Source organism: Vibrio aquimaris (assembly GCF_009363415.1).
Classification (GTDB): domain Bacteria; phylum Pseudomonadota; class Gammaproteobacteria; order Enterobacterales; family Vibrionaceae; genus Vibrio; species Vibrio aquimaris.
This window is the reverse complement of sequence record NZ_CP045350.1, coordinates 2,836,837-2,857,491: the sequence shown is the minus strand read 5'-3', so window position 1 is coordinate 2,857,491 and position 20,655 is coordinate 2,836,837. Positions and strand designations below refer to the sequence as shown.

The 20,655-nt window shown below is 45.2% G+C and carries 35 protein-coding genes; 30 read left to right on the top strand and 5 right to left on the bottom strand.

The features are described 5' to 3' along the window. Nucleotides 1-2 precede the first annotated feature (2 nt). From rlmB to rplQ, 29 genes are all read left to right on the top strand, one after another. Nucleotides 3-740, top strand: a complete 738-nt coding sequence (gene rlmB / locus FIV01_RS13225) for a 23S rRNA (guanosine(2251)-2'-O)-methyltransferase RlmB (RefSeq protein ID WP_152431379.1) — start codon at nt 3-5, stop codon at nt 738-740. 453 nt (nt 741-1,193) lie between these two features. Then, a complete protein-coding gene (gene rpsJ / locus FIV01_RS13220) occupies nt 1,194-1,505 on the top strand; it encodes a 30S ribosomal protein S10 (RefSeq protein ID WP_001181007.1) in 312 nt (103 codons plus the stop codon). A 14-nt stretch (nt 1,506-1,519) separates the two neighbouring features. Then, a complete protein-coding gene (gene rplC, locus FIV01_RS13215; protein WP_152431378.1) occupies nt 1,520-2,149 on the top strand; it encodes a 50S ribosomal protein L3 in 630 nt (209 codons plus the stop codon). Nucleotides 2,150-2,166: 17 nt separating this feature from the next. Beyond that, entirely contained in the window at nt 2,167-2,769 is a 603-nt protein-coding gene (gene rplD, locus FIV01_RS13210) for a 50S ribosomal protein L4 (protein WP_152431377.1), read from the top strand. Next, nucleotides 2,766-3,068 carry a 50S ribosomal protein L23 gene (gene rplW / locus FIV01_RS13205; protein WP_114787364.1) on the top strand — a complete coding sequence of 101 codons (303 nt, stop codon included), beginning with the start codon at nt 2,766-2,768 and terminating at the stop codon, nt 3,066-3,068. Before rplD ends, rplW begins: the two co-directional genes overlap by 4 nt. 16 nt (nt 3,069-3,084) lie before the next feature. After that, nucleotides 3,085-3,909 (top strand): 50S ribosomal protein L2, encoded by an 825-nt coding sequence (gene rplB, locus FIV01_RS13200; RefSeq protein WP_114787363.1) that lies wholly within the window; start codon nt 3,085-3,087, stop codon nt 3,907-3,909. Nucleotides 3,910-3,930: 21 nt separating this feature from the next. Next, a complete protein-coding gene (gene rpsS / locus FIV01_RS13195) occupies nt 3,931-4,209 on the top strand; it encodes a 30S ribosomal protein S19 (protein ID WP_042485188.1) in 279 nt (92 codons plus the stop codon). A 10-nt stretch (nt 4,210-4,219) separates the two neighbouring features. Beyond that, nucleotides 4,220-4,552: a 50S ribosomal protein L22 gene (rplV, locus tag FIV01_RS13190; RefSeq protein WP_114787362.1), complete on the top strand. Its 333-nt coding sequence runs from the start codon at nt 4,220-4,222 to the stop codon at nt 4,550-4,552. Between the two features lie 17 nt (nt 4,553-4,569). Continuing rightward, a complete protein-coding gene (gene rpsC, locus FIV01_RS13185) occupies nt 4,570-5,268 on the top strand; it encodes a 30S ribosomal protein S3 (protein ID WP_114787361.1) in 699 nt (232 codons plus the stop codon). An 11-nt stretch (nt 5,269-5,279) separates the two neighbouring features. Next, complete coding sequence (gene rplP, locus FIV01_RS13180; RefSeq protein WP_114787360.1) at nt 5,280-5,690, top strand: 50S ribosomal protein L16; 411 nt, start codon at nt 5,280-5,282, stop codon at nt 5,688-5,690. Further along, nucleotides 5,690-5,881, top strand: coding sequence for a 50S ribosomal protein L29 (gene rpmC, locus FIV01_RS13175; RefSeq protein WP_114787359.1), 192 nt, complete (start codon nt 5,690-5,692; stop codon nt 5,879-5,881). The genes rplP and rpmC overlap by 1 nt, the downstream gene beginning before the upstream one ends. Then, the gene (gene rpsQ / locus FIV01_RS13170) at nt 5,881-6,135 is read left to right on the top strand and encodes a 30S ribosomal protein S17 (RefSeq protein ID WP_152431376.1); all 255 of its coding nucleotides are present in this window, start codon (nt 5,881-5,883) and stop codon (nt 6,133-6,135) included. Before rpmC ends, rpsQ begins: the two co-directional genes overlap by 1 nt. Nucleotides 6,136-6,297: 162 nt before the next feature. Continuing rightward, the gene (gene rplN / locus FIV01_RS13165; RefSeq protein ID WP_004410450.1) at nt 6,298-6,669 is read left to right on the top strand and encodes a 50S ribosomal protein L14; all 372 of its coding nucleotides are present in this window, start codon (nt 6,298-6,300) and stop codon (nt 6,667-6,669) included. Between the two features lie 13 nt (nt 6,670-6,682). Further along, on the top strand, nt 6,683-7,000 hold the full coding sequence (rplX, locus tag FIV01_RS13160) for a 50S ribosomal protein L24 (RefSeq protein WP_114787357.1): 318 nt from the start codon (nt 6,683-6,685) through the stop codon (nt 6,998-7,000). A gap of 23 nt (nt 7,001-7,023) precedes the next feature. After that, on the top strand, nt 7,024-7,563 hold the full coding sequence (gene rplE / locus FIV01_RS13155; RefSeq protein WP_114787356.1) for a 50S ribosomal protein L5: 540 nt from the start codon (nt 7,024-7,026) through the stop codon (nt 7,561-7,563). Between the two features lie 17 nt (nt 7,564-7,580). Then, nucleotides 7,581-7,886, top strand: coding sequence for a 30S ribosomal protein S14 (rpsN, locus tag FIV01_RS13150; RefSeq protein ID WP_114787355.1), 306 nt, complete (start codon nt 7,581-7,583; stop codon nt 7,884-7,886). A gap of 29 nt (nt 7,887-7,915) precedes the next feature. After that, nucleotides 7,916-8,308, top strand: coding sequence for a 30S ribosomal protein S8 (gene rpsH / locus FIV01_RS13145; protein WP_152431375.1), 393 nt, complete (start codon nt 7,916-7,918; stop codon nt 8,306-8,308). A 12-nt stretch (nt 8,309-8,320) separates the two neighbouring features. Beyond that, nucleotides 8,321-8,854: a 50S ribosomal protein L6 gene (gene rplF, locus FIV01_RS13140; RefSeq protein WP_152431374.1), complete on the top strand. Its 534-nt coding sequence runs from the start codon at nt 8,321-8,323 to the stop codon at nt 8,852-8,854. Nucleotides 8,855-8,863: 9 nt separating this feature from the next. After that, complete coding sequence (gene rplR, locus FIV01_RS13135; protein ID WP_114787352.1) at nt 8,864-9,217, top strand: 50S ribosomal protein L18; 354 nt, start codon at nt 8,864-8,866, stop codon at nt 9,215-9,217. A 14-nt stretch (nt 9,218-9,231) separates the two neighbouring features. Continuing rightward, entirely contained in the window at nt 9,232-9,735 is a 504-nt protein-coding gene (gene rpsE, locus FIV01_RS13130) for a 30S ribosomal protein S5 (protein WP_114787351.1), read from the top strand. A 7-nt stretch (nt 9,736-9,742) separates the two neighbouring features. After that, a complete protein-coding gene (gene rpmD, locus FIV01_RS13125; protein ID WP_114787350.1) occupies nt 9,743-9,919 on the top strand; it encodes a 50S ribosomal protein L30 in 177 nt (58 codons plus the stop codon). A gap of 5 nt (nt 9,920-9,924) precedes the next feature. Beyond that, on the top strand, nt 9,925-10,359 hold the full coding sequence (gene rplO, locus FIV01_RS13120; protein WP_006963206.1) for a 50S ribosomal protein L15: 435 nt from the start codon (nt 9,925-9,927) through the stop codon (nt 10,357-10,359). Between the two features lie 20 nt (nt 10,360-10,379). Then, the gene (secY, locus tag FIV01_RS13115; protein ID WP_152431373.1) at nt 10,380-11,714 is read left to right on the top strand and encodes a preprotein translocase subunit SecY; all 1,335 of its coding nucleotides are present in this window, start codon (nt 10,380-10,382) and stop codon (nt 11,712-11,714) included. Between the two features lie 27 nt (nt 11,715-11,741). Beyond that, complete coding sequence (gene rpmJ, locus FIV01_RS13110; RefSeq protein ID WP_000868186.1) at nt 11,742-11,855, top strand: 50S ribosomal protein L36; 114 nt, start codon at nt 11,742-11,744, stop codon at nt 11,853-11,855. Nucleotides 11,856-12,004: 149 nt separating this feature from the next. Beyond that, nucleotides 12,005-12,361: a 30S ribosomal protein S13 gene (gene rpsM / locus FIV01_RS13105; RefSeq protein ID WP_152431372.1), complete on the top strand. Its 357-nt coding sequence runs from the start codon at nt 12,005-12,007 to the stop codon at nt 12,359-12,361. A gap of 18 nt (nt 12,362-12,379) precedes the next feature. Further along, nucleotides 12,380-12,769 carry a 30S ribosomal protein S11 gene (gene rpsK, locus FIV01_RS13100; protein ID WP_001118870.1) on the top strand — a complete coding sequence of 130 codons (390 nt, stop codon included), beginning with the start codon at nt 12,380-12,382 and terminating at the stop codon, nt 12,767-12,769. Nucleotides 12,770-12,796: 27 nt separating this feature from the next. Continuing rightward, entirely contained in the window at nt 12,797-13,417 is a 621-nt protein-coding gene (gene rpsD / locus FIV01_RS13095) for a 30S ribosomal protein S4 (RefSeq protein WP_114787348.1), read from the top strand. 24 nt (nt 13,418-13,441) lie between these two features. Beyond that, nucleotides 13,442-14,434: a DNA-directed RNA polymerase subunit alpha gene (locus FIV01_RS13090; RefSeq protein WP_114787347.1), complete on the top strand. Its 993-nt coding sequence runs from the start codon at nt 13,442-13,444 to the stop codon at nt 14,432-14,434. Between the two features lie 26 nt (nt 14,435-14,460). After that, nucleotides 14,461-14,841 (top strand): 50S ribosomal protein L17, encoded by a 381-nt coding sequence (gene rplQ / locus FIV01_RS13085; RefSeq protein ID WP_005383141.1) that lies wholly within the window; start codon nt 14,461-14,463, stop codon nt 14,839-14,841. A 114-nt stretch (nt 14,842-14,955) separates the two neighbouring features. On the opposite strand, the gene bamJ is transcribed toward rplQ, so the two are convergent. Then, complete coding sequence (gene bamJ, locus FIV01_RS13080) at nt 14,956-15,576, bottom strand: BamJ family beta-barrel-assembly machinery protein (protein ID WP_152431371.1); 621 nt, start codon at nt 15,574-15,576, stop codon at nt 14,956-14,958. Nucleotides 15,577-15,811: 235 nt separating this feature from the next. Between bamJ and FIV01_RS13075 the strand changes: the two genes are divergently transcribed. Beyond that, a complete protein-coding gene (locus FIV01_RS13075; protein ID WP_152431370.1) occupies nt 15,812-16,387 on the top strand; it encodes a LysM-like peptidoglycan-binding domain-containing protein in 576 nt (191 codons plus the stop codon). 22 nt (nt 16,388-16,409) lie between these two features. Here the strand turns inward: FIV01_RS13075 and FIV01_RS13070 are convergent, their stop codons facing one another. From FIV01_RS13070 to cpdB, 4 genes are all read right to left on the bottom strand, one after another. Further along, nucleotides 16,410-17,273 carry a DMT family transporter gene (locus FIV01_RS13070; protein ID WP_152431369.1) on the bottom strand — a complete coding sequence of 288 codons (864 nt, stop codon included), beginning with the start codon at nt 17,271-17,273 and terminating at the stop codon, nt 16,410-16,412. 2 nt (nt 17,274-17,275) lie between these two features. After that, nucleotides 17,276-17,728, bottom strand: coding sequence for a GNAT family N-acetyltransferase (locus FIV01_RS13065; RefSeq protein ID WP_152431368.1), 453 nt, complete (start codon nt 17,726-17,728; stop codon nt 17,276-17,278). 70 nt (nt 17,729-17,798) lie between these two features. Further along, entirely contained in the window at nt 17,799-18,368 is a 570-nt protein-coding gene (locus FIV01_RS13060; RefSeq protein ID WP_152431367.1) for a Crp/Fnr family transcriptional regulator, read from the bottom strand. A gap of 115 nt (nt 18,369-18,483) precedes the next feature. Continuing rightward, a complete protein-coding gene (cpdB, locus tag FIV01_RS13055) occupies nt 18,484-20,445 on the bottom strand; it encodes a 2',3'-cyclic-nucleotide 2'-phosphodiesterase (protein ID WP_152431366.1) in 1,962 nt (653 codons plus the stop codon). Nucleotides 20,446-20,655: the final 210 nt, after the last annotated feature.

The following is a 20,655-nucleotide window of genomic DNA, read 5'->3' as shown; positions in this document are numbered from 1 at the left end:
TAATGACTAATGAATTTATTTACGGCATTCATGCGGTAAAAGCAGTATTGGAAAAAGAACCAGAGCGTTTTGTCGAAGCCTTTGTGCTAAAAGGCCGTCAAGATGACCGCCTAATGCCGATTATCAATCAGCTGCAAATGTGCGGAGTGTCAATTCAGCAAATGGCGCGTAAAACACTTGATGACAAAGCGCGTGGCGCGAATCATCAGGGTATTATGGCCAAGGTAAAACCAGCCAAGCAGCTCAATGAGCATGACTTGGACGACATTATTGCCAAACAAGATGCGCCATTATTATTGGTTTTGGACGGCGTGACCGATCCACACAATCTTGGTGCGTGCTTACGTAACGCTGATGCAGCAGGGGTTGCTGCTGTGATTGTGCCAAAAGATAAGTCGGCCAATATTAACGCTACCGTGAGTAAAGTTGCTTGCGGCGCAGCGGAAACCGTGCCGCTTGTTCGCGTCACCAATCTAGCGCGCACTATGCGCACCTTACAAGAACAGGGGATTTGGTTTGTGGGCACTGCTGGCGAAGCCAAGCATGATATCTATCAAGCTAAGTTGACAGGTCCACTGGCCATTGTAATGGGTGCTGAAGGTGATGGTATGCGCCGCTTAACTCGTGAAACTTGCGATGATTTAATCAAAATCCCTATGGCAGGTAGCGTGTCTAGTTTAAATGTTTCCGTCGCTTCAGGGGTTTGTCTATTTGAAGCGGTGCGTCAACGATTAGCCTAATGAAGTTAGCGTTTATCAAATGACTCAAGCGCAGACGGGTTAGCCAGTCTGCGCTTTGTTTTATTAGCAGATTAAAGCGAATGACTTATGGCTGTGTGATGCGTTTATTTTTCAAACAGTGCTTGCATGTCAAAGCGTGATCTGTATAATGCGGCGCACTGGTTAAGCCAGTTGTGAACCAATGAGTAACGAGGAGCTGAATTATCTATAAGATTTTTCAGGTAATGTAAACTCAGCTTATGTTCGCAGTTAATACAATTAGCTATCTTTTCTTCGGAAAAACTATCCCCAGAGGTGACTCTGGCATGTAGGGATAGTTAATCGAAAATTAACTGACAATGCGTCCTAATCTTGGATGCTACGGTTTCACATAAATCAATCGGCATTCTCTCGGCTATTCGAGTATGAGTGGCGATATTGTTTGTGTAATTTTTAATTTTGGAGCTCTGTCTCATGCAGAACCAACGTATCCGTATCCGCCTAAAAGCTTTCGATTACAAACTAATCGACGCTTCTACAGCGGAAATCGTTGAAACAGCTAAGCGCACTGGCGCACAGGTTCGTGGTCCAATCCCACTACCTACTCGTAAAGAGCGTTTCACAGTTCTTATCTCTCCACACGTTAACAAAGATGCTCGTGATCAGTACGAAATCCGTACTCACAAACGTCTAATCGACATTGTTGAGCCAACAGACAAAACTGTTGATGCTCTAATGCGTCTAGACCTTGCTGCGGGCGTTGACGTACAAATTAGCCTAGGTTAAGGGAGATTAGAAGAATGATTGGTCTAATCGGTCGTAAAGTGGGTATGACCCGCGTATTTACTGAAGAAGGCGTTTCTATCCCAGTAACTGTTGTTGAAGTTGAAGCTAACCGTGTTTCTCAAGTTCGTACACTTGAAACAGACGGCTATGCAGCAATTCAGGTAACGACTGGTGCTAAGAAAGCTAACCGTGTTACTAAGCCAGAAGCAGGTCACTTTGCTAAAGCAGGTGTTGAAGCTGGTCGCGGTCTTTGGGAATTCCGTTTGGAAAACGGTGAAGAGTTCGAAGTTGGTGCAGAACTAACGGTTGAACTATTCAACGAAACTAAGAAAGTAGACGTTACTGGTACTTCTAAAGGTAAAGGCTTCCAAGGCGCTGTTAAGCGTTGGAACTTCTCTACTCAAGATATGACTCACGGTAACTCATTGTCTCACCGTGCTCCTGGTTCTATCGGTCAATGTCAGACTCCAGGTCGCGTATTTAAAGGCAAGAAAATGGCAGGTCACATGGGTGCTGAGCGTGTAACGACTCAAAACCTAGAGATCGTACGTGTTGACGCTGAGCGCAACCTGCTTCTTATTAAAGGTGCAGTCCCTGGCGCAACTGGCGGTAACGTGATCGTTAAACCAGCTGTTAAAGCATAACGTCTCAGGAGTAAGTAATGGAACTAATGGTTAAAGGTGCTGATGCACTAACTGTTTCCGAAACTACTTTCGGACGTGAGTTTAACGAAGCTCTTGTACACCAAGTAGTTGTTGCGTATGCAGCAGGTGCTCGTCAAGGTACTCGTGCTCAAAAAACACGTTCAGAAGTTGCAGGCGGTGGCGCTAAGCCATGGCGTCAAAAAGGTACTGGCCGTGCACGTGCTGGTACAATCCGTAGCCCAATCTGGCGTACAGGTGGTGTTACTTTTGCTGCGAAACCACAAGATCACAGCCAAAAAGTTAACAAGAAAATGTACCGTGGTGCTATGAAGAGCATTCTTTCTGAGCTTGTTCGTCAAGAGCGTCTAATCGTTGTTGATAACTTCTCAGTAGAAGCGCCAAAGACAAAAGAGCTTGTCGCTAAGCTGAAAGAGCTTGAGCTAACTGATGCGCTTATCGTGACTAGCGAAGTAGATGAGAATCTATTCCTAGCTGCTCGTAACCTATACAAAGTTGATGCACGTGATGCAGCTGGTATTGATCCAGTTTCACTAATCGCGTTCGACAAAGTTGTAATGACTGCAGAAGCAGTTAAGCAAGTTGAGGAGATGCTAGCATGATCACTGAAGAGCGTATCCTAAAAGTTCTACGTGCTCCACACATCTCTGAAAAAGCAACTATGGCTGCTGAGAAAGCGAACACTATCGTTTTCAAAGTTGCTAAAGATGCAACTAAAAATGAGATCAAAGCAGCTGTAGAAAAGCTATTTGAAGTTGAAGTTAAGTCTGTAAATACTCTTATCACTAAGGGTAAGACCAAACGTCAAGGTCTACGCCAAGGTCGCCGCAGCGACGTTAAAAAAGCGTACGTTACTTTGAAAGAAGGTCAAGATCTTGACTTTGTTGGCGGCGCGGAATAACAGGAGTAGTTGAGAAATGGCTATTGTTAAATGTAAGCCGACTTCCCCTGGTCGTCGTCACGTTGTTAAAGTTGTTAACGCTGACCTACACAAGGGTAAGCCATACGCACCTCTTCTAGAGAAAAACTCTAAGAACGGTGGTCGTAACAACAACGGTCGTATCACAGTACGTCACATCGGCGGTGGTCACAAGCACCATTACCGTGTAATTGATTTTAAACGTACTAAAGACGGTATCCCAGCGAAAGTTGAGCGTCTAGAATACGATCCAAACCGTAGCGCTAACATCGCTCTAGTTCTGTACGCAGACGGTGAGCGTCGTTACATCCTAGCACCTAAAGGTGTTCAAGCTGGTGATGCTATCCAGTCTGGTGCAGACGCACCAATCAAAGCTGGTAATGCACTTCCAATGCGTAACATCCCAGTAGGTTCAACGGTTCATAACGTTGAACTTAAGCCTGGTAAAGGTGGTCAGCTAGCTCGTTCGGCGGGTGCATATGCTCAAATCGTTGCTCGCGACGGTGCATACGTAACTCTTCGTCTACGTTCTGGCGAAATGCGCAAAGTACTTTCTGAAGGCCGTGCAACAATCGGTGAAGTTGGTAACTCTGAGCACATGCTACGTGAACTTGGTAAAGCTGGTGCTAGCCGCTGGCGCGGTGTTCGTCCAACCGTTCGTGGTGTTGTGATGAACCCAGTAGACCACCCACACGGTGGTGGTGAAGGCCGTACTTCTGGTGGTCGTCACCCAGTATCACCATGGGGTCAGCCAACTAAAGGCTTCAAGACTCGTAAGAACAAACGCACTGACAAGTACATCGTACGTCGTCGTAACAAGTAATCTATATAAAGAGGAATCGCCATGCCACGTTCTCTCAAGAAAGGTCCATTTATCGACCTACACTTGCTGAAGAAGGTAGAGAAAGCGGTGGAAAGCGGAGACAAAAAGCCTATTAAGACTTGGTCCCGTCGTTCAATGATCATCCCTACGATGATCGGTTTGACCATCGCTGTCCATAATGGTCGTCAGCACGTACCAGTATTCGTAACCGACGAAATGATCGGTCACAAACTGGGCGAATTTGCACCAACTCGTACTTACCGCGGCCACGTCGTGGATAAGAAAGCTAAGAAGCGTTAAGGAGTAGATGATGGAAGCACTAGCTAAACATAACTTTGCTCGCATTTCGCCTCAGAAAGCTCGCTTAGTTGCGGATCAAATCCGTGGTAAATCAGTTGACCAAGCTCTAGAAATCTTAACTTTCAGCAACAAAAAAGCTGCTGACTTAGTAAAGAAAGTTCTTGAGTCAGCTATCGCGAACGCGGAGCACAACGAAGGTGCAGATATTGACGACCTAAGTGTCGCAAAGATCTTCGTAGATGAAGGCCCTATCATGAAGCGTATTATGCCTCGTGCTAAAGGTCGTGCGGATCGTATCTTGAAGCGTTCAAGCCACATCACTGTTGTTGTTGCAGACGCTTGAGACTAGGAGAGTAAGCAATGGGTCAGAAAGTACATCCAAATGGTATTCGTCTTGGCATCGTTAAGCCTTGGAATGCTACATGGTTTGCTAACACCAAAGAATTCGCTGACAACCTAGACGGCGACTTCAAGGTACGTCAGTTCCTTACAAGTGAACTGAAAAAAGCGTCTCTTTCACGTATCGTTATCGAGCGTCCTGCTAAGAGCATCCGTGTGACTATTCACACTGCTCGTCCAGGCGTTGTAATCGGTAAGAAAGGTGAAGACGTTGAGAAGCTACGCGCAGCTGTAGCTAAAATTGCAGGTGTACCAGCGCAAATTAACATCGCTGAAGTACGTAAGCCTGAACTAGATGCACAACTTGTTGGTGACAGCATCGCGTCTCAACTAGAGCGTCGTGTTATGTTCCGTCGCGCTATGAAGCGTGCGGTACAAAACGCTATGCGTCTAGGTGCTAAAGGTATCAAAGTAGAAGTAAGTGGTCGTCTAGGCGGCGCTGAAATTGCACGTTCAGAGTGGTACCGTGAAGGCCGTGTGCCTCTACACACTCTACGTGCTGACATTGATTACGCAACTTCTTCGGCTCACACTCAATACGGTGTGATCGGCATTAAAGTTTGGATCTTCAAAGGTGAGATCCTAGGCGGAATGCCAGCAGCTAACGCTGTAGAGCCTAAAGGCGACAAGCCTAAGAAGCAGCGCAAAGGCCGTAAGTAAGGAGTCGACAGATGCTACAACCTAAACGTACTAAGTTCCGTAAGGTTCAGACAGGTCGTAACCGTGGTCTAGCTAAAGGTACTGAAGTAAGCTTCGGCGAATTCGGTCTTAAAGCAACTGGCCGTGGTCGTCTAACTGCTCGTCAGATCGAAGCGGCACGTCGTGCAATGACACGTCACGTTAAGCGTCAAGGTAAAATCTGGATCCGTGTGTTCCCAGACAAGCCTATCACAGAAAAACCACTAGAAGTTCGTCAGGGTAAGGGTAAAGGTAACGTTGAGTACTGGGTAGCCCAAATCCAACCTGGAAAGGTAATGTACGAAATGGGTGGTATACCTGAAGAATTGGCACGTGAAGCGTTCCGCCTAGCGGCTCGTAAGCTGCCTTTCAAGACGACATTTGTAACTAAGCAGGTGATGTGATGAAAGCACAAGATCTACGCGAAAAGAGCGTTGAAGAGCTTAACTCTGAGTTACTAGAGTTGCTACGCGAACAGTTCAACCTGCGCATGCAGGCGGCAACTGGTCAGCTACAGCAAACTCACACTCTGAAAGCTGTACGCCGTGATATCGCACGTGTGAAAACTGTTTTGACTGAGAAGGCAGGCGCATAATGAGCGAAGTAAAACGTACTCAACAAGGTCGTGTCGTTAGCGACAAGATGGACAAGTCTATCACTGTTGCTATCGAGCGCATGGTTAAACACCCAATTTACGGCAAGTTCGTAAAGCGCACGACTAAAGTACACGCACATGACGAGAACAACGAGTGTGGCCTAGGCGACACAGTTGAAATCGCAGAGTGTCGTCCTCTGTCTAAGACTAAGTCTTGGGCATTGGTAAAAGTCGTAGAAAAAGCGAAGATTTAATTTCGTTGATTCTATGAAAAAAGCGGCTCCAAAAAATATTTTGGGGCCGTTTATTTTTTGACTACCCAATTACATAAAAGGGTGGTACAATTCGCGTCCCTTTTAAAGAGGCAGCCCGACCCGTGAGGGTCTAGTTTTTTTTATATTTAGCGGAGCACTAACATGATCCAAATGCAAAGTATGCTGGACGCAGCTGATAACTCAGGCGCACGCAGCGTAATGTGTATTAAGGTTCTGGGTGGCTCTCATCGCCGTTATGCACACATCGGTGACGTTATCAAAGTTACTGTTAAGGAAGCAATTCCTCGCGGTAAAGTTAAAAAAGGTGACGTTCTGAAGGCGGTGGTAGTTCGCACCCGTAAAGGCGTACGTCGTCCTGACGGTTCTGTCATTCGCTTCGACCGAAATGCTTGCGTATTGTTAAACGATAACACTGAGCAACCAATCGGTACACGTATCTTTGGTCCTGTGACACGCGAACTTCGTGGCGATAAGTTCATGAAGATCGTTTCACTGGCTCCAGAAGTTCTGTAAGGAGCACGTAGAAATGGCAGCTAAAATCCGTCGTAATGACGAAGTAATCGTTCTTGCTGGTAAAGATAAAGGCAAGAAAGGTAAAGTAACTAAGGTTCTAGCAACTGGTAAAGTTTTCGTTGAAGGCATTAACCTTGTTAAGAAGCATCAAAAACCTGTACCTGCAATGAATATCCAAGGTGGTATTGTTGAGCAGGAAGCAGCTATCGATGTATCTAACGTGGCTATTTTCAACGCAGCTACTGGTAAAGCTGACCGTATCGGTTTCCGTTTTGAAGACGGCAAGAAAGTTCGTTTCTTCAAGTCTAACGGTGAAACCGTTTCTAACTAAATAGAGTAATTTGGAGTTCTACTATGGCGAAACTGCATGATTACTACAAGTCGTCTGTAGTCGCTGAACTGACCAAACAGTTTAGCTACACAAGCGTCATGCAAGTCCCTAGAATCGAGAAAATCACCCTAAACATGGGTGTTGGTGAAGCAATCAACGATAAGAAACTGCTAGAAAATGCAGCGTCTGATATGGCAACGATCTCTGGTCAGAAGCCACTTATCACAAAAGCGCGCAAATCTGTTGCAGGTTTCAAAATCCGTGAAGGCTACCCTATCGGTTGTAAAGTAACCTTGCGTGGCGAACGTATGTGGGATTTTCTTGAGCGTCTTATTTCGATCGCTCTTCCACGTGTACGTGACTTCCGTGGCGTTAGCGCTAAGTCTTTTGACGGACGCGGTAACTATAGCATGGGCGTTCGCGAGCAAATCATCTTCCCGGAAATCGACTTTGATAAAGTTGATCGAGTACGCGGTCTAGACATCACTATTACGACGTCTGCTGGTACTGATGAGGAAGGCCGTGCTCTGCTGGCTGCCTTTAACTTCCCATTCCGTAAGTAAGGTGAAGGGTTACTGTTATGGCTAAAAATTCAATGAAAGCACGTGAAGTAAAACGTGCGAAGCTAGTAGCTAAGTACGCTGAGAAGCGTGCAGCGCTTAAAGCTATCATCAGCGATGTAAACGCATCTGAAGAAGATCGTTGGAACGCAGTTCTTAAATTGCAAACTCTTCCACGTGATTCAAGTGCATCACGTCAGCGCAACCGTTGTAACCAAACTGGTCGTCCACACGGTTACCTACGTAAGTTCGGTCTAAGCCGTATCAAAGTTCGTGAAGCTTGCATGAAAGGCGAGATTCCTGGACTTCGTAAGGCTAGCTGGTAATTGCCACTTAATCATTTGGAGTAAATCATATGAGCATGCAAGATCCGATTTCGGATATGCTGACCCGCGTTCGTAACGGTCAGGCAGCAAACAAAGTTGCTGTTAAAATGCCTTCTTCAAAGCTTAAAGTTGCAATTGCTGCACTACTAAAAGCTGAAGGTTACATCACTGATTTCGCTGTTGAAGGCGAAGTAAAACCTGAGCTAGAAGTTACTCTTAAGTACTTCCAAGCTAAACCAGTAATCGAGCAACTTAAGCGTGTTTCTCGTCCAGGTCTACGTGTTTACAAGAAGAAAGATGATCTTCCTTCTGTAATGGGCGGTCTTGGTGTTGCTATCGTTTCAACTTCCAAGGGTCTGATGTCAGACCGTGCTGCACGTAAAGCAGGTCTTGGCGGTGAAATCATCTGCTACGTAGCGTAATAGGAGTAGAATATGTCTCGTGTTGCTAAGGCACCTGTCGCTATTCCAGCTGGCGTAGAGGTGAAACTAAACGGCCAAGAAATCACTGTAAAAAGTGCAAAGGGCGAACTATCACGCGTTCTTAACGATGCAGTTGTAGTGGCTCAGGAAGAAAACAACCTAACTTTCGGTCCTAAAGAAGGTGTTGTTAATGCATGGGCTCAAGCAGGTACTGCTCGCGCTCTAGTAAACAACATGGTTGTTGGTGTTACTGAAGGCTTTACTAAGAAGCTAACTCTTAAAGGTGTTGGTTACCGTGCTGCTATTAAAGGCAAAGGTGTATCTCTAACACTAGGCTTCTCACACCCTGTTGAGCACGAGTTGCCAGAGGGTATTAAAGCTGAATGTCCTAGCCAAACTGAAATTGTTATCTCTGGTTGCGATAAGCAGCTAGTAGGTCAAGTTGCGGCTGACATTCGTTCTTACCGTGAGCCTGAGCCTTATAAAGGTAAAGGTGTTCGTTACGCAGATGAAAATGTGCGTACTAAAGAAGCTAAGAAGAAGTAAGGTAACACTATGGATAAGAAAGCATCTCGCATCCGTCGTGCTACACGCGCACGTCGTAAGATTGCAGAACTGGGTGCAACTCGCCTAGTAGTACACCGTACTCCTCGTCATGTGTACGCTCAGGTTATCGCATCAAACGGCTCTGAGGTTATCGCAGCAGCTTCTACTGTAGAAAAAGCGATCCGTGAGCAAGTGAAGAACACTGGTAACATCGATGCAGCTAAAGCAGTAGGTAAAGCTGTTGCTGAGCGCGCGCTAGAAAAAGGCGTAGCGTCAGTTGCATTTGATCGTTCTGGTTTCCAATACCACGGTCGAGTAGCGGCGCTAGCAGAATCTGCTCGCGAAGCTGGTCTGAAATTCTAAGGTAGGGTTGGAAGATGGCTAAAGAACAACAAGTTCAAGCGAATGATTTGCAAGAAAAGCTAATCGCAGTTAACCGTGTATCAAAAACGGTTAAAGGTGGTCGAATCATGAGCTTTACTGCACTAACTGTAGTTGGTGACGGTAACGGTCGCGTAGGTTTCGGTTACGGCAAAGCTCGTGAAGTACCTGCAGCGATTCAAAAAGCAATGGAAAAAGCGCGTCGTAATATGACTACTATCGCGCTTAACGAAGGCACACTTTTCCACCCGGTAAAAGGTCGCCACTCGGGCTCTAAAGTTTACATGCAGCCAGCTGCAGAAGGTACAGGTGTAATCGCAGGTGGTGCGATGCGTGCAGTACTAGAAGTAGCAGGTGTACATAACGTACTATCTAAAGCATACGGTTCTACGAACCCTATCAACATCGTTCGTGCTACGATCGATGCACTAGATAGCATGAAGTCGCCAGAAATGGTTGCTGCTAAACGTGGTCTAACTGTTGAATCTATTTCGGAGTAAGAACACCATGGCAACTATTAAAGTTACTCAAACTAAAAGCTCAATCGGTCGTCTACCTAAGCACAAATTGTGCTTAAAGGGTCTAGGCCTTCGTAAAATCAACCATACTGTAGAACTTGAAGATACTCCGTGTGTACGCGGAATGATCAACAAGGTTTTCTACATGGTTAAAGTTGAGGAGTAATCAGAATGCGTTTGAATACTCTATCACCGGCTGCGGGTTCTAAGCCTTCTGCGAAGCGCGTAGGTCGTGGTATCGGTTCTGGCCTTGGTAAAACCGGTGGTCGTGGCCACAAAGGTCAAAAGTCACGTTCTGGCGGCAGTGTTCGTCCAGGCTTCGAAGGCGGTCAAATGCCTTTGAAACAGCGTCTACCTAAGTTCGGCTTCACTTCTCGTAAGAGTCTCGTGTCTGCTGAAGTTCGTCTAGCTGAGCTAGCGAAAGTAACAGGTGACGTCGTTGACCTAAACAGCCTTAAAGCTGCTAACGTTATCACTAAGAACATCGAATTTGTTAAAGTTGTTCTTTCTGGTGAAATTAACAAAGCAGTGACTGTTAAAGGTCTACGTGTGACTAAAGGCGCTAAAGCTGCTATCGAAGCTGCTGGCGGTAAAATCGAGGAATAATCTCGAGGAACGAGGTACAGATGGCTAAGAAACCAGGACAAGATTTTCGTAGTGCTCAGAGCGGCTTAAGTGAACTAAAGTCGCGCTTGTTATTCGTAATTGGTGCACTTTTAGTATTCCGAGCCGGCTCTTTTGTGCCGATTCCTGGTATTGACGCTGCTGTACTTGCCGATTTGTTCGAACAGCAAAAAGGTACCATCGTTGAAATGTTTAACATGTTCTCCGGTGGTGCTCTTGAGCGTGCATCTATATTAGCGTTGGGCATCATGCCGTATATTTCGGCATCGATTGTTGTCCAACTGCTAACCGTAGTTCACCCTGCGTTAGCTGAACTCAAGAAAGAGGGTGAAGCAGGCCGTCGTAAGATAAGCCAATATACGCGCTACGGCACGCTTGTACTTGCAACATTCCAAGCTATTGGTATTGCAACAGGCTTACCAAACATGGTCGATAATCTGGTTGTTATCAACCAAACCATGTTTACGCTAATTGCTACCGTAAGTTTAGTAACTGGTACCATGTTCCTGATGTGGTTAGGTGAACAAATTACAGAGCGTGGAATTGGTAACGGTATATCGTTACTTATTTTTGCAGGTATTGTTGCTGGATTGCCTTCTGCAATCGGTCAAACAATCGAGCAAGCGCGTCAAGGTGAATTGCATGTACTTCTTCTGCTGTTGATTGTTGTACTTTCTTTTGCAGTGATCTACTTCGTTGTTTTCATGGAGCGTGGTCAACGTCGAATCGTCGTTAACTATGCGAAACGTCAACAAGGTCGTAAGGTCTTTGCTGCACAAAGCACACACTTGCCACTTAAAATTAATATGGCAGGTGTTATTCCAGCAATCTTTGCATCTAGTATTATACTGTTTCCAGGAACACTGGCGCAGTGGTTTGGTCAAAATGGTGAGAGCAGCACGCTTGGTTGGTTAACTGACGTGTCTTTGGCTCTTAGCCCAGGTCAGCCTTTATATGTAATGCTATATGCAGCAGCGATTATTTTCTTCTGTTTCTTCTACACAGCGTTGGTATTCAACCCTAGAGAAACAGCAGATAACCTGAAGAAGTCTGGTGCATTCGTACCCGGCATCCGCCCAGGTGAGCAGACAGCTAAATATATAGATAAAGTGATGACGCGTTTAACCCTAGCGGGTGCGTTATACATTACCTTTATCTGTCTGATTCCAGAGTTCATGATGGTCGCGTGGAACGTACGTTTCTACTTCGGCGGAACATCACTACTGATTGTAGTAGTGGTTATTATGGACTTTATGGCACAGGTACAGACTCATCTGATGTCTCAACAGTATGATTCTGTGTTGAAAAAGGCAAACCTGAAAGGCTACGGCCGATAAATCGGGTTTTAATTGCGGAGTTTAGCAATGAAAGTTCGTGCTTCCGTTAAAAAAATCTGCCGTAACTGTAAAGTTATCAAGCGTAACGGTGTCGTTCGCGTGATTTGCAGTGAGCCAAAGCACAAACAGCGCCAAGGCTAATAAGCAGAAATTTTTACTTGAAATATAAGGTAGCGTTGAGTATATTGCTCGGCCTACCTTTTGCGTGCAAAAGAAGTAGTATTCCGCAGCGTATCCATAACGGGCTTTGCTGCGGCTAATTCTTTTATAGAAACACTTAGGAGTGAATAATGGCCCGTATAGCAGGCATTAACATTCCTGATCAAAAGCATGCTGTAATCGCACTAACAGCGATCTACGGCATCGGTAAGACTCGTTCTCAAGCTATTCTAGCTGGGGTGGGCATTGCTGAGCATGTTAAGATCAGTGAACTAACTGAAGAGCAGATCGATCAACTGCGTGATGGTGTAGCTAAGTACACTGTAGAAGGTGATCTACGTCGTGAAGTATCCATGAACATCAAGCGTCTAATGGACCTTGGCTGTTACCGTGGTCTTCGTCATCGTCGCAGTCTACCACTACGTGGACAGCGTACTAAAACCAACGCTCGCACCCGTAAGGGTCCGCGTAAGCCGATCAAGAAATAATCGGGAAGGTAGAGTACAATGGCTAAACAACCAACTCGCGCTCGTAAGCGCGTACGCAAGCAAGTTGCAGATGGCGTTGCGCACATCCATGCGTCTTTCAACAACACAATCGTAACTATTACTGACCGTCAAGGTAATGCTTTAGCATGGGCTACTGCAGGTGGTTCAGGTTTCCGTGGTTCTCGTAAATCTACTCCGTTCGCGGCACAGGTAGCTGCTGAGCGTTGTGCTGAAATGGCGAAAGAATACGGACTAAAGAACTTGGAAGTTATGGTTAAGGGTCCAGGTCCAGGTCGTGAATCTACTGTTCGCGCACTGAACGCTGCTGGTTTCCGCATCACAAACATCGTTGATGCTACACCAATCCCTCATAACGGTTGTCGTCCACCTAAGAAACGTCGTGTATAACGTTTTTTAGATTACTGGAGAAAGATCATGGCAAGATATTTGGGTCCTAAGCTGAAGCTTAGCCGTCGTGAAGGCACTGACTTATTCCTTAAGTCTGGTGTTCGCGCGATCGATACCAAGTGTAAAATTGATAACGCACCAGGTGTACACGGCGCTCGTCGCGGTCGTCTATCTGAGTATGGCGTTCAGCTTCGTGAGAAGCAAAAAGTACGTCGTATGTACGGCGTTCTAGAAAAACAATTCCGTAACTACTACAAAGAAGCAGCGCGCCTTAAAGGCAACACTGGTGAAAACCTACTTCAGCTTCTTGAAGGTCGTCTTGATAACGTAGTTTACCGCATGGGCTTTGGCGCAACTCGCGCAGAAGCACGTCAGCTAGTTAGCCACAAAGCTATCCTAGTTAACGGTAAAGTTGTAAACGTTCCTTCTTTCAAAGTTGCGGCTAATGACGTTGTTACTATCCGTGAGAAAGCAAAACAGCAGTCTCGCATCAAAGCAGCTCTAGAAGTTGCTGAACAACGCGAAAAACCAACTTGGATTGAAGTAGATGGTGGTAAGATGGAAGGTACGTTTAAGCGTCTGCCTGAACGTTCAGATCTATCTGCTGACATCAACGAACAACTGATCGTCGAGCTTTACTCTAAGTAAGGTTTAAACTAAAGAGAGGACACAATGCAGGGTTCTGTAACAGAATTTCTTAAGCCACGTCTTGTTGACATCGAACAAGTTAGCACGACACACGCAAAAGTAACTCTTGAGCCATTGGAGCGTGGCTTTGGTCACACTCTAGGTAATGCACTTCGCCGTATTCTTCTATCTTCTATGCCAGGTTGTGCTGTGACAGAAGTAGAGATTGAAGGCGTTCTACACGAATACAGCACTAAAGAAGGTGTTCAGGAAGATATTCTTGAAATTCTTCTAAACCTAAAAGGTTTGGCTGTGCGCGTTGCCGAAGGCAAAGATGAAGTGTTTATTACGCTGAACAAATCAGGCTCGGGCCCTGTGGTTGCAGGTGACATCACCCATGATGGTGATGTAGAGATCACTAACCCAGAACACGTTATCTGTCATTTGACAGATGCTAATGCCGAGATCGCAATGCGTATCAAGGTAGAACGTGGTCGTGGTTACGTTCCAGCTTCAGCTCGTATCCATACTGAAGAAGATGAGCGTCCAATTGGTCGCCTACTGGTTGACGCTACGTACAGCCCAGTAGACAAAATTGCTTATTCTGTAGAAGCAGCTCGTGTAGAGCAGCGTACAGACTTAGACAAGCTTGTCATCGATATGGAAACGAACGGTACTTTGGACCCTGAGGAAGCGATCCGTCGCGCAGCTACTATTCTAGCTGAGCAATTGGATGCCTTCGTAGATCTACGTGATGTACGAGTTCCTGAGGAGAAAGAAGAGAAGCCAGAATTTGATCCGATCCTACTGCGTCCTGTAGACGATCTTGAACTAACAGTTCGCTCTGCTAACTGTCTGAAAGCAGAAGCGATTCACTACATCGGTGATCTTGTACAGCGCACTGAGGTTGAGCTACTTAAAACGCCTAACCTTGGTAAAAAATCTCTTACAGAGATCAAAGACGTACTTGCATCACGTGGTCTGTCTCTAGGTATGCGCCTAGAAAACTGGCCACCAGCGTCTATCGCTGAAGATTAATCGATACTAGTTAGAAGGATTAGGTCATGCGCCATCGTAAGAGTGGTCGTCAACTCAACCGCAACAGCTCACATCGCAAAGCGATGTTCAGCAACATGGCTAGCTCTCTAGTACGTCATGAAGTTATCAAGACTACTTTGCCAAAAGCAAAAGAGCTACGTCGCGTCGTTGAGCCTTTGATTACACTAGCTAAGACTGACAGCGTTGCTAACCGTCGTCTAGCATTTGCACGTACTCGTGACAACGAAGTAGTTGCAAAACTATTTAACGAACTAGGTCCACGTTTTGCTGCTCGTCAGGGCGGTTACACTCGTATCCTAAAAGCTGGTTTCCGTGCTGGTGACAAAGCTCCAATGGCTTACATTGAGCTTGTAGATCGCCCAGCTGCTGAAGAAGCTGCTGAGTAATCAGTTCGTAGTAACGAAAGAGCCGAGCAAATGCTCGGCTTTTTTGTATCTGGAATAATTTAGGTATAAAGAAGGCGGCTATAAAGCCGCCTTCTTTATTGAGTCATATGGCTATTACAGAATATCCAGTAGCTCAACTTCAAATACTAGTGCTGCAAATGGAGGGATAGATGCACCAGCACCACGCTCGCCATAAGCAAGATCTTGAGGGATGTAGAGTTTCCACTTTGAGCCAACAGGCATTAGTTGAAGTGCTTCAACCCAGCCTTTAATTACGCCAGTTACTGGGAACTCAGCTGGTTGACCGCGAGAAACAGAGCTGTCAAATACAGTACCGTCAGTTAATTCACCGTGGTAGTGAACACGAACTTGCTTGTCTGAAGTAGGGATTTCACCAGTACCTTCAGTTAGGATTTCGTATTGTAGACCTGACTCAAGCACAGTGATTTCTGAGCGAAGAGCATTGTCTTTTAGGAAAGCTTCACCGTCTGCAGCAGCAGCTTTAGCAGCTTCTTGTCGAGCAGCCTCAGCGCGCTGATGCATGTCTTGAAGCGCAGAGTTAATGTCGTCAATTTCAATTGCTGGCATATCACCAACGAGTGCGGTAGCTATGCCCGCTGCGATAGCATCAACGCTAAGACCTTCCAGACCAGAGCCAGCTAGCTGCTGGCCCATTTGCAGACCAATACCGTAGCTGGCTTTTTGCTCTACTGTTTCAAATTTAACTTCAGACATGATGTCTCTCTATGTTTAGTGTATTTACGGCGCACAGGATACCAGTTATGAAGGTTCGATGAAATGGCGCTAGAGTTCGATAACAATAATGCTCCTAATGTGGGAGTTGAGTCTGATTTTTTTGCCTCAAATAGCAATTTTGACCTCTACATTACCTAACAGATTCAAAATCCCTATACTAGAGTGCGCTTCGTTTTTATACTTAGAGTCGTGGACCTTAGGGAGAGCCCGATTAATGAACCGTAGAAAGAAAAAGCCTAAACAGGTCGATTATGTAGAGCTAATTCAACAAAAGATCGCGCAGATTGATTGGAAGGCTATGGTTCGCTATGTCAAAGATCTTTGGTGGATACTGCCAAAACTTCATCGACGAGTATTAATCATACTCGTTCCGCTTTTTCTCCTGTTACTTGTGCTCCCTGTGCCACAGGCCACCCCAGGTTCAGAGCAAAATAGTGCTCACTCTGAGTCAAAGCAGCGTTTTTCGGTTAACATTAATACTACTGGACTGAGCCAGCAGCGTTCTGGCGAGCAGCAAAGTTTAAAGTCTGAGGCATGGCAAGAATATACCGTAGAAAAGGGTGATACTCTTGCTCAAGTGTTTCGCAATAATGATTTGGCCATGTCTGATCTCAACGCTCTCGTTCGAGTTGAAGGAAGTGATAGACCTTTAAGCCGGATAAAGGCAGGACAGTTAGTGCGCTTTAAACTCGCTGAAGATGGTAAACTCGATATTCTTCAACTTGAGAAAAGCTCAAAATCTGTCATGTTCTTTCGCTTATCAGATGGTGCGTTTGGCCGCAGTAAATAAGATAGTTTTGCTTGTATATCGATCATTGCTGTCTTGAACCATGCCGGAAGCCGCGCTTTATTGGCACTAAAGGGGTTATGATGCAGAGGATCCCTATCGCAGTCAACCAGTCAGGGACTTCATTAAACCACCATACTCCGAATAAAGTGACAAACACTAAGCCAGAATATTCTGCGACGCCAATCTCGCCCGCAGGCGCTTTTCGATAGGCTAAAACCGCGAGGCCGTTGTATAGCAAGACAAAAACAGCACTAGCAGCAATAAGGCTGAGCTGAACAAAGTTGATTGGCTGCCAATAGGCCAAGGCTAGTACAGCGGATACAGGCACTGAGAGTACAGAGGTCCAAAATAGCGTGCTTATCATGGTTTGTTTTTGCGGCAGTTTACGGGCAGAAACATTAAATAACGCCAGTGTTGTCGCAGTGGTGAGGGCAAAGATAGCTGCCCAGTGGAACTGAGAAGGTCTGAGGACGATCAGAACCCCTATAAAGCCGATAATTGTCGCTAATATCTTGCTTCGAGGCGGCGTTTCTTTCAACATCAAGACTGATATTGGCAACATAAGTAATGGGGCGGCGTAAAATACTGCATTAGCACTGGCTAATGTCAGGTGTGTGATGGCAACCACCATACAGCCACTGCCAATAATGACTAAATGGGCACGAAACAAGTTTAACCATGGTGCGTTAAGTTGTCTGGATTCCACGCACTCCTTGCTCCAAAATGGATATATTACAATCACAGATATTAGCTGCCGGATGAAAATATATTGGTTTGGATGTACGCTGCCATCAAGTAATTTCACCATTACATCTGACAGCGACGCACTTAGGTTACCTGCGATTAATAGCCATAAGGCTAGGGTCTGTAAAGAAAGCTTGCTCACGGTTAGCGGCTGAATTTCATGTCAATATGAGCAATACCATCCTCGAGGTATTGTGAAGAGGTGGGTATAAATCCGTGTCGGCGATAAAAGCTTTCTAAATGTGCCTGAGCGCCTATTTCAATATCTTCTGTCGGCCAAAGTTTTTCACATTCTATCAGTGCTCGTTCTAATAGTTTATGCCCCAATCCCCCCCCTCGGTGAGAGTGTGCAGTCGCTACTCTGCCTATGCTCACATTAGGGTAGCTAATATTCTTAGGCAGTAACCGTGAATAGGCAATCAGCTCATCATTTTTATAACCCAGTAGGTGATAAACACCATAAATACTGTCTTTGCCATCTAATTCAGGGTAAGGGCAAACTTGCTCAACAACGAACACATCTACTCTTAATTTCAGCATTTGATACAACTGGTGAGTGGTTAATTGTTCGAAAGTGAGAAGTTGCCATGTGATCATAATCTGCCTATTGAATATGTGTTTAGATACGGAGCTTAAAGGAATCGGTTATCTATCGCATTAACCATTGTTAATTTTTCTGGCGTTTCTTGATACGACTTAAGCTAATTGGGGTAATACCAAGATAGGCCGCAATATGGTAGTCAGTCAGCCTTTGGCATAGATGAGGATAGTGCTGGCAAAATAACTCATAACGCTCTTCAGGTGTATAGAGCAGCATAAAGCGTTCTTTACTCTCCTTGTACATAAGCTGAGTTTCCAACAGCTTTACATAAATCGGATGTTTGTCATCCCGCCAGTTGCGAAGGGTGGCAATAGGCAGAGAAAACAAAACACATGCAGTAAGAGATTCCAGTAAGTAAGGTGAGGCTTGTTGCTTGACTAAGCCTTCAAAACCAATGATCCAATCGTCTTCCCAGTAGAACTCTTTGCTGAACTCTTTTCCTTTATCGGTTAAATAGGCGGAGTGACAAACGCCTTCAATCAAGAAAAAAATATCTTCAGCTACTTGTCCTTGATTGAGCAATATGTGCCGTGTGGGTAGCTCTACCAGCCGAGCGCAGTCGACGAGCTGGTTTATGCTGTGCTGGTCAAACCCTGCACTGGAAAGTTGTTGTTTAAAATGTGTGATTGGATCCATATTGCTGACTGACTAGATGAATTTTCTAGAATTTTACCCCAATAAGAAAGATTTATTGTGAATCTTGGGGATTAAAAACGCCGCGATTAAAGTCGCGGCGTTTGAAAGATGGCATTTAGTTTGGCATCTCTATTTGGTAAACAGCAAAACCAAGATCGTCGGTGGCTACTTTTTTCATCGGATATTGGCCATTATTTTTGATAAAGTTTGCCGCTTTGTCACTGGGTGAAGTTTCAAAGCGGATATCGAGCGCTTTATCGGAGTTAATAGCCGCAAATCGCCAGTTATTGTCCGCATTTGGTTTAAATTCACCTTGCTCTTTACTCACGCGAGTAATGTAGTTGGCAATAATGGAACGGTTTTCATCCGGTGAGTCAAAGGCGATAAACTCGCTGCCTGTACCCGGGAATTTATTGCTGTATGCACGGTAGTTATTGGTTGCGATTAGGAAATCTTGCTTCATGTCCAGAGGCTTACCTTGGAAGGTAAGACTTGTAATACGCTGAGCATCAGGGTTGATGAGTTTACACTCTCCGTCGTATTTAGCAGGTTGAGTCACGTCAATTTGATACTCGACACCATCAATCACATCAAAGTTATAGGTACGGAACTCATCCCAGTTAATCAATTGCTGAGGCTGGGTACTGCTTGGATTAATTTGATTAAATTGCCCCGCACTACATTCAAGCCAGTCTTTTACTTGCTGGCCCTTAACTTTCATTGCCACCAAGGTATTTGGATAGAGGTAAAGGTCGGCAGCGTTGCGGAAAGTCAGTTGTCCAGATTCAACCTCGGTGAAGTTAGCTGGATCATTTTTACGTCCACCGACTTTAAATGGAGCGGCGGCAGAAAGGACTGGGATATCGGCTAAGTCAGGGTCTCCTTGAATAAAGCGCTCGACATAATCCTTTTGAGCCAAGTTGACAATTTGTATGGTTGGATCATCTTGAACTAAGGCTAAATAGCTGTACATCACACCACTTGCTTTACCAATTGGCTGATTAACAAAGTCGCGCGTGCCTTTGTGATCGAATGTCAGTGCTTTGACCATATCAGGGTCTGCTTGTGCAAGTGACTTGTTATTGTTCTGGTCGAAAATTGGTCGAGCTTGGGCTTCTCCTTTGACAACTTTCCACTCGCCTTTATCTTGTTTGAGCTCAAGGTCGATGACTCCTACATGGCTGCCCCAACGGCCAGGCATCACAGAGGCCACACCATTAATTGTGCCTTTTATGTTGTCCACACCAGGAATATTATCAAAGCCTTTACCCGGGAATACTGCGTGAGAATGTCCAAAAGCGATAGCATCAATCCCTTCGACTTCTGCTAGATAGTAGGTTGAGTTCTCTGAGCCAAGTTTGTATGGATCTGAGGAAACACCAGAGTGGGGGATAGCGACAATGACATCCGCACCTTGTTTCTTCATTTCTGGAATGAGAGCTTGGGCTGTTTGTTTAATGTCTTTAGCAAACACTTTCCCTTCTAAATTTTTCTTATCCCAAACCATGATTTGTGGGGGAACAAAGCCAATATAACCAACCTTGATTTGATGTTCTTTACCATTCACGTCTTTAAATGTGTGTGGCTTTATGATGTAGGGCTTGAAGTAATGTTGGCCTGTTTCTTTATCGAATACGTTGGCATTGATATAGGGAAAGTTGGCGTCATTGATGGTTTCTTTTAGAAACGCTAGGCCATAGTTAAACTCATGGTTACCTATATTACCCACATCATAGCTAAGCAGGTTCATTGCTTTATAAACAGGGTGAACTTCACTCGGTTTTATTCCTTTCGCAGCCATATAGTCACCCATAGGACTGCCTTGAATTAAGTCGCCATTATCAACCAGAACACTGTTTTCAACTTCAGCCTGAGCTTGTTTCACTATAGTCGCAGCGCGAGTCAGACCAATTTTTTGGCTCGGTTTGTCTTTGTAGTAATCGTAGTCCATCAAGTTGGTGTGAATGTCGGTGGTCTCGACAATACGTAACTTGATAGTTTCGGCCATAGCCGGTCCTGCAATCGTCAGCATGCCGCTCAAGACGGCTACCGCAAGGGGGGTGACTGCGACTTTCATGGTATTAGCTCCAGTAGCGTTGTTTTTAAACCAAGCATAATTTAGCAAAAGCTTGTGCAATGAATATTTCACTCACTAACGAAATGTGATTTGGAGTCAGGGTTTTTACTCGGTTCTGTCTGCGAGATCGCATCTGGATTCTGTGGCTAGGATAAAGCCAGTCATTGCATATCACTAAAAGGTATAAAAAATAAAATTTTAGAATTTCAA

Bases quoted from the DNA above. Each gene is read 5' to 3' on its own strand.
- rlmB (WP_152431379.1), top strand. From the start codon at position 3: ATGACTAATGAATTTATTTACGGCATTCATGCGGTAAAAGCAGTATTG.
- rpsJ (WP_001181007.1), top strand. From the start codon at position 1,194: ATGCAGAACCAACGTATCCGTATCCGCCTAAAAGCTTTCGATTACAAA.
- rplC (WP_152431378.1), top strand. From the start codon at position 1,520: ATGATTGGTCTAATCGGTCGTAAAGTGGGTATGACCCGCGTATTTACT.
- rplD (WP_152431377.1), top strand. From the start codon at position 2,167: ATGGAACTAATGGTTAAAGGTGCTGATGCACTAACTGTTTCCGAAACT.
- rplW (WP_114787364.1), top strand. From the start codon at position 2,766: ATGATCACTGAAGAGCGTATCCTAAAAGTTCTACGTGCTCCACACATC.
- rplB (WP_114787363.1), top strand. From the start codon at position 3,085: ATGGCTATTGTTAAATGTAAGCCGACTTCCCCTGGTCGTCGTCACGTT.
- rpsS (WP_042485188.1), top strand. From the start codon at position 3,931: ATGCCACGTTCTCTCAAGAAAGGTCCATTTATCGACCTACACTTGCTG.
- rplV (WP_114787362.1), top strand. From the start codon at position 4,220: ATGGAAGCACTAGCTAAACATAACTTTGCTCGCATTTCGCCTCAGAAA.
- rpsC (WP_114787361.1), top strand. From the start codon at position 4,570: ATGGGTCAGAAAGTACATCCAAATGGTATTCGTCTTGGCATCGTTAAG.
- rplP (WP_114787360.1), top strand. From the start codon at position 5,280: ATGCTACAACCTAAACGTACTAAGTTCCGTAAGGTTCAGACAGGTCGT.
- rpmC (WP_114787359.1), top strand. From the start codon at position 5,690: ATGAAAGCACAAGATCTACGCGAAAAGAGCGTTGAAGAGCTTAACTCT.
- rpsQ (WP_152431376.1), top strand. From the start codon at position 5,881: ATGAGCGAAGTAAAACGTACTCAACAAGGTCGTGTCGTTAGCGACAAG.
- rplN (WP_004410450.1), top strand. From the start codon at position 6,298: ATGATCCAAATGCAAAGTATGCTGGACGCAGCTGATAACTCAGGCGCA.
- rplX (WP_114787357.1), top strand. From the start codon at position 6,683: ATGGCAGCTAAAATCCGTCGTAATGACGAAGTAATCGTTCTTGCTGGT.
- rplE (WP_114787356.1), top strand. From the start codon at position 7,024: ATGGCGAAACTGCATGATTACTACAAGTCGTCTGTAGTCGCTGAACTG.
- rpsN (WP_114787355.1), top strand. From the start codon at position 7,581: ATGGCTAAAAATTCAATGAAAGCACGTGAAGTAAAACGTGCGAAGCTA.
- rpsH (WP_152431375.1), top strand. From the start codon at position 7,916: ATGAGCATGCAAGATCCGATTTCGGATATGCTGACCCGCGTTCGTAAC.
- rplF (WP_152431374.1), top strand. From the start codon at position 8,321: ATGTCTCGTGTTGCTAAGGCACCTGTCGCTATTCCAGCTGGCGTAGAG.
- rplR (WP_114787352.1), top strand. From the start codon at position 8,864: ATGGATAAGAAAGCATCTCGCATCCGTCGTGCTACACGCGCACGTCGT.
- rpsE (WP_114787351.1), top strand. From the start codon at position 9,232: ATGGCTAAAGAACAACAAGTTCAAGCGAATGATTTGCAAGAAAAGCTA.
- rpmD (WP_114787350.1), top strand. From the start codon at position 9,743: ATGGCAACTATTAAAGTTACTCAAACTAAAAGCTCAATCGGTCGTCTA.
- rplO (WP_006963206.1), top strand. From the start codon at position 9,925: ATGCGTTTGAATACTCTATCACCGGCTGCGGGTTCTAAGCCTTCTGCG.
- secY (WP_152431373.1), top strand. From the start codon at position 10,380: ATGGCTAAGAAACCAGGACAAGATTTTCGTAGTGCTCAGAGCGGCTTA.
- rpmJ (WP_000868186.1), top strand. From the start codon at position 11,742: ATGAAAGTTCGTGCTTCCGTTAAAAAAATCTGCCGTAACTGTAAAGTT.
- rpsM (WP_152431372.1), top strand. From the start codon at position 12,005: ATGGCCCGTATAGCAGGCATTAACATTCCTGATCAAAAGCATGCTGTA.
- rpsK (WP_001118870.1), top strand. From the start codon at position 12,380: ATGGCTAAACAACCAACTCGCGCTCGTAAGCGCGTACGCAAGCAAGTT.
- rpsD (WP_114787348.1), top strand. From the start codon at position 12,797: ATGGCAAGATATTTGGGTCCTAAGCTGAAGCTTAGCCGTCGTGAAGGC.
- FIV01_RS13090 (WP_114787347.1), top strand. From the start codon at position 13,442: ATGCAGGGTTCTGTAACAGAATTTCTTAAGCCACGTCTTGTTGACATC.
- rplQ (WP_005383141.1), top strand. From the start codon at position 14,461: ATGCGCCATCGTAAGAGTGGTCGTCAACTCAACCGCAACAGCTCACAT.
- bamJ (WP_152431371.1), bottom strand. From the start codon at position 15,576: ATGTCTGAAGTTAAATTTGAAACAGTAGAGCAAAAAGCCAGCTACGGT.
- FIV01_RS13075 (WP_152431370.1), top strand. From the start codon at position 15,812: ATGAACCGTAGAAAGAAAAAGCCTAAACAGGTCGATTATGTAGAGCTA.
- FIV01_RS13065 (WP_152431368.1), bottom strand. From the start codon at position 17,728: ATGATCACATGGCAACTTCTCACTTTCGAACAATTAACCACTCACCAG.
- FIV01_RS13060 (WP_152431367.1), bottom strand. From the start codon at position 18,368: ATGGATCCAATCACACATTTTAAACAACAACTTTCCAGTGCAGGGTTT.
- cpdB (WP_152431366.1), bottom strand. From the start codon at position 20,445: ATGAAAGTCGCAGTCACCCCCCTTGCGGTAGCCGTCTTGAGCGGCATG.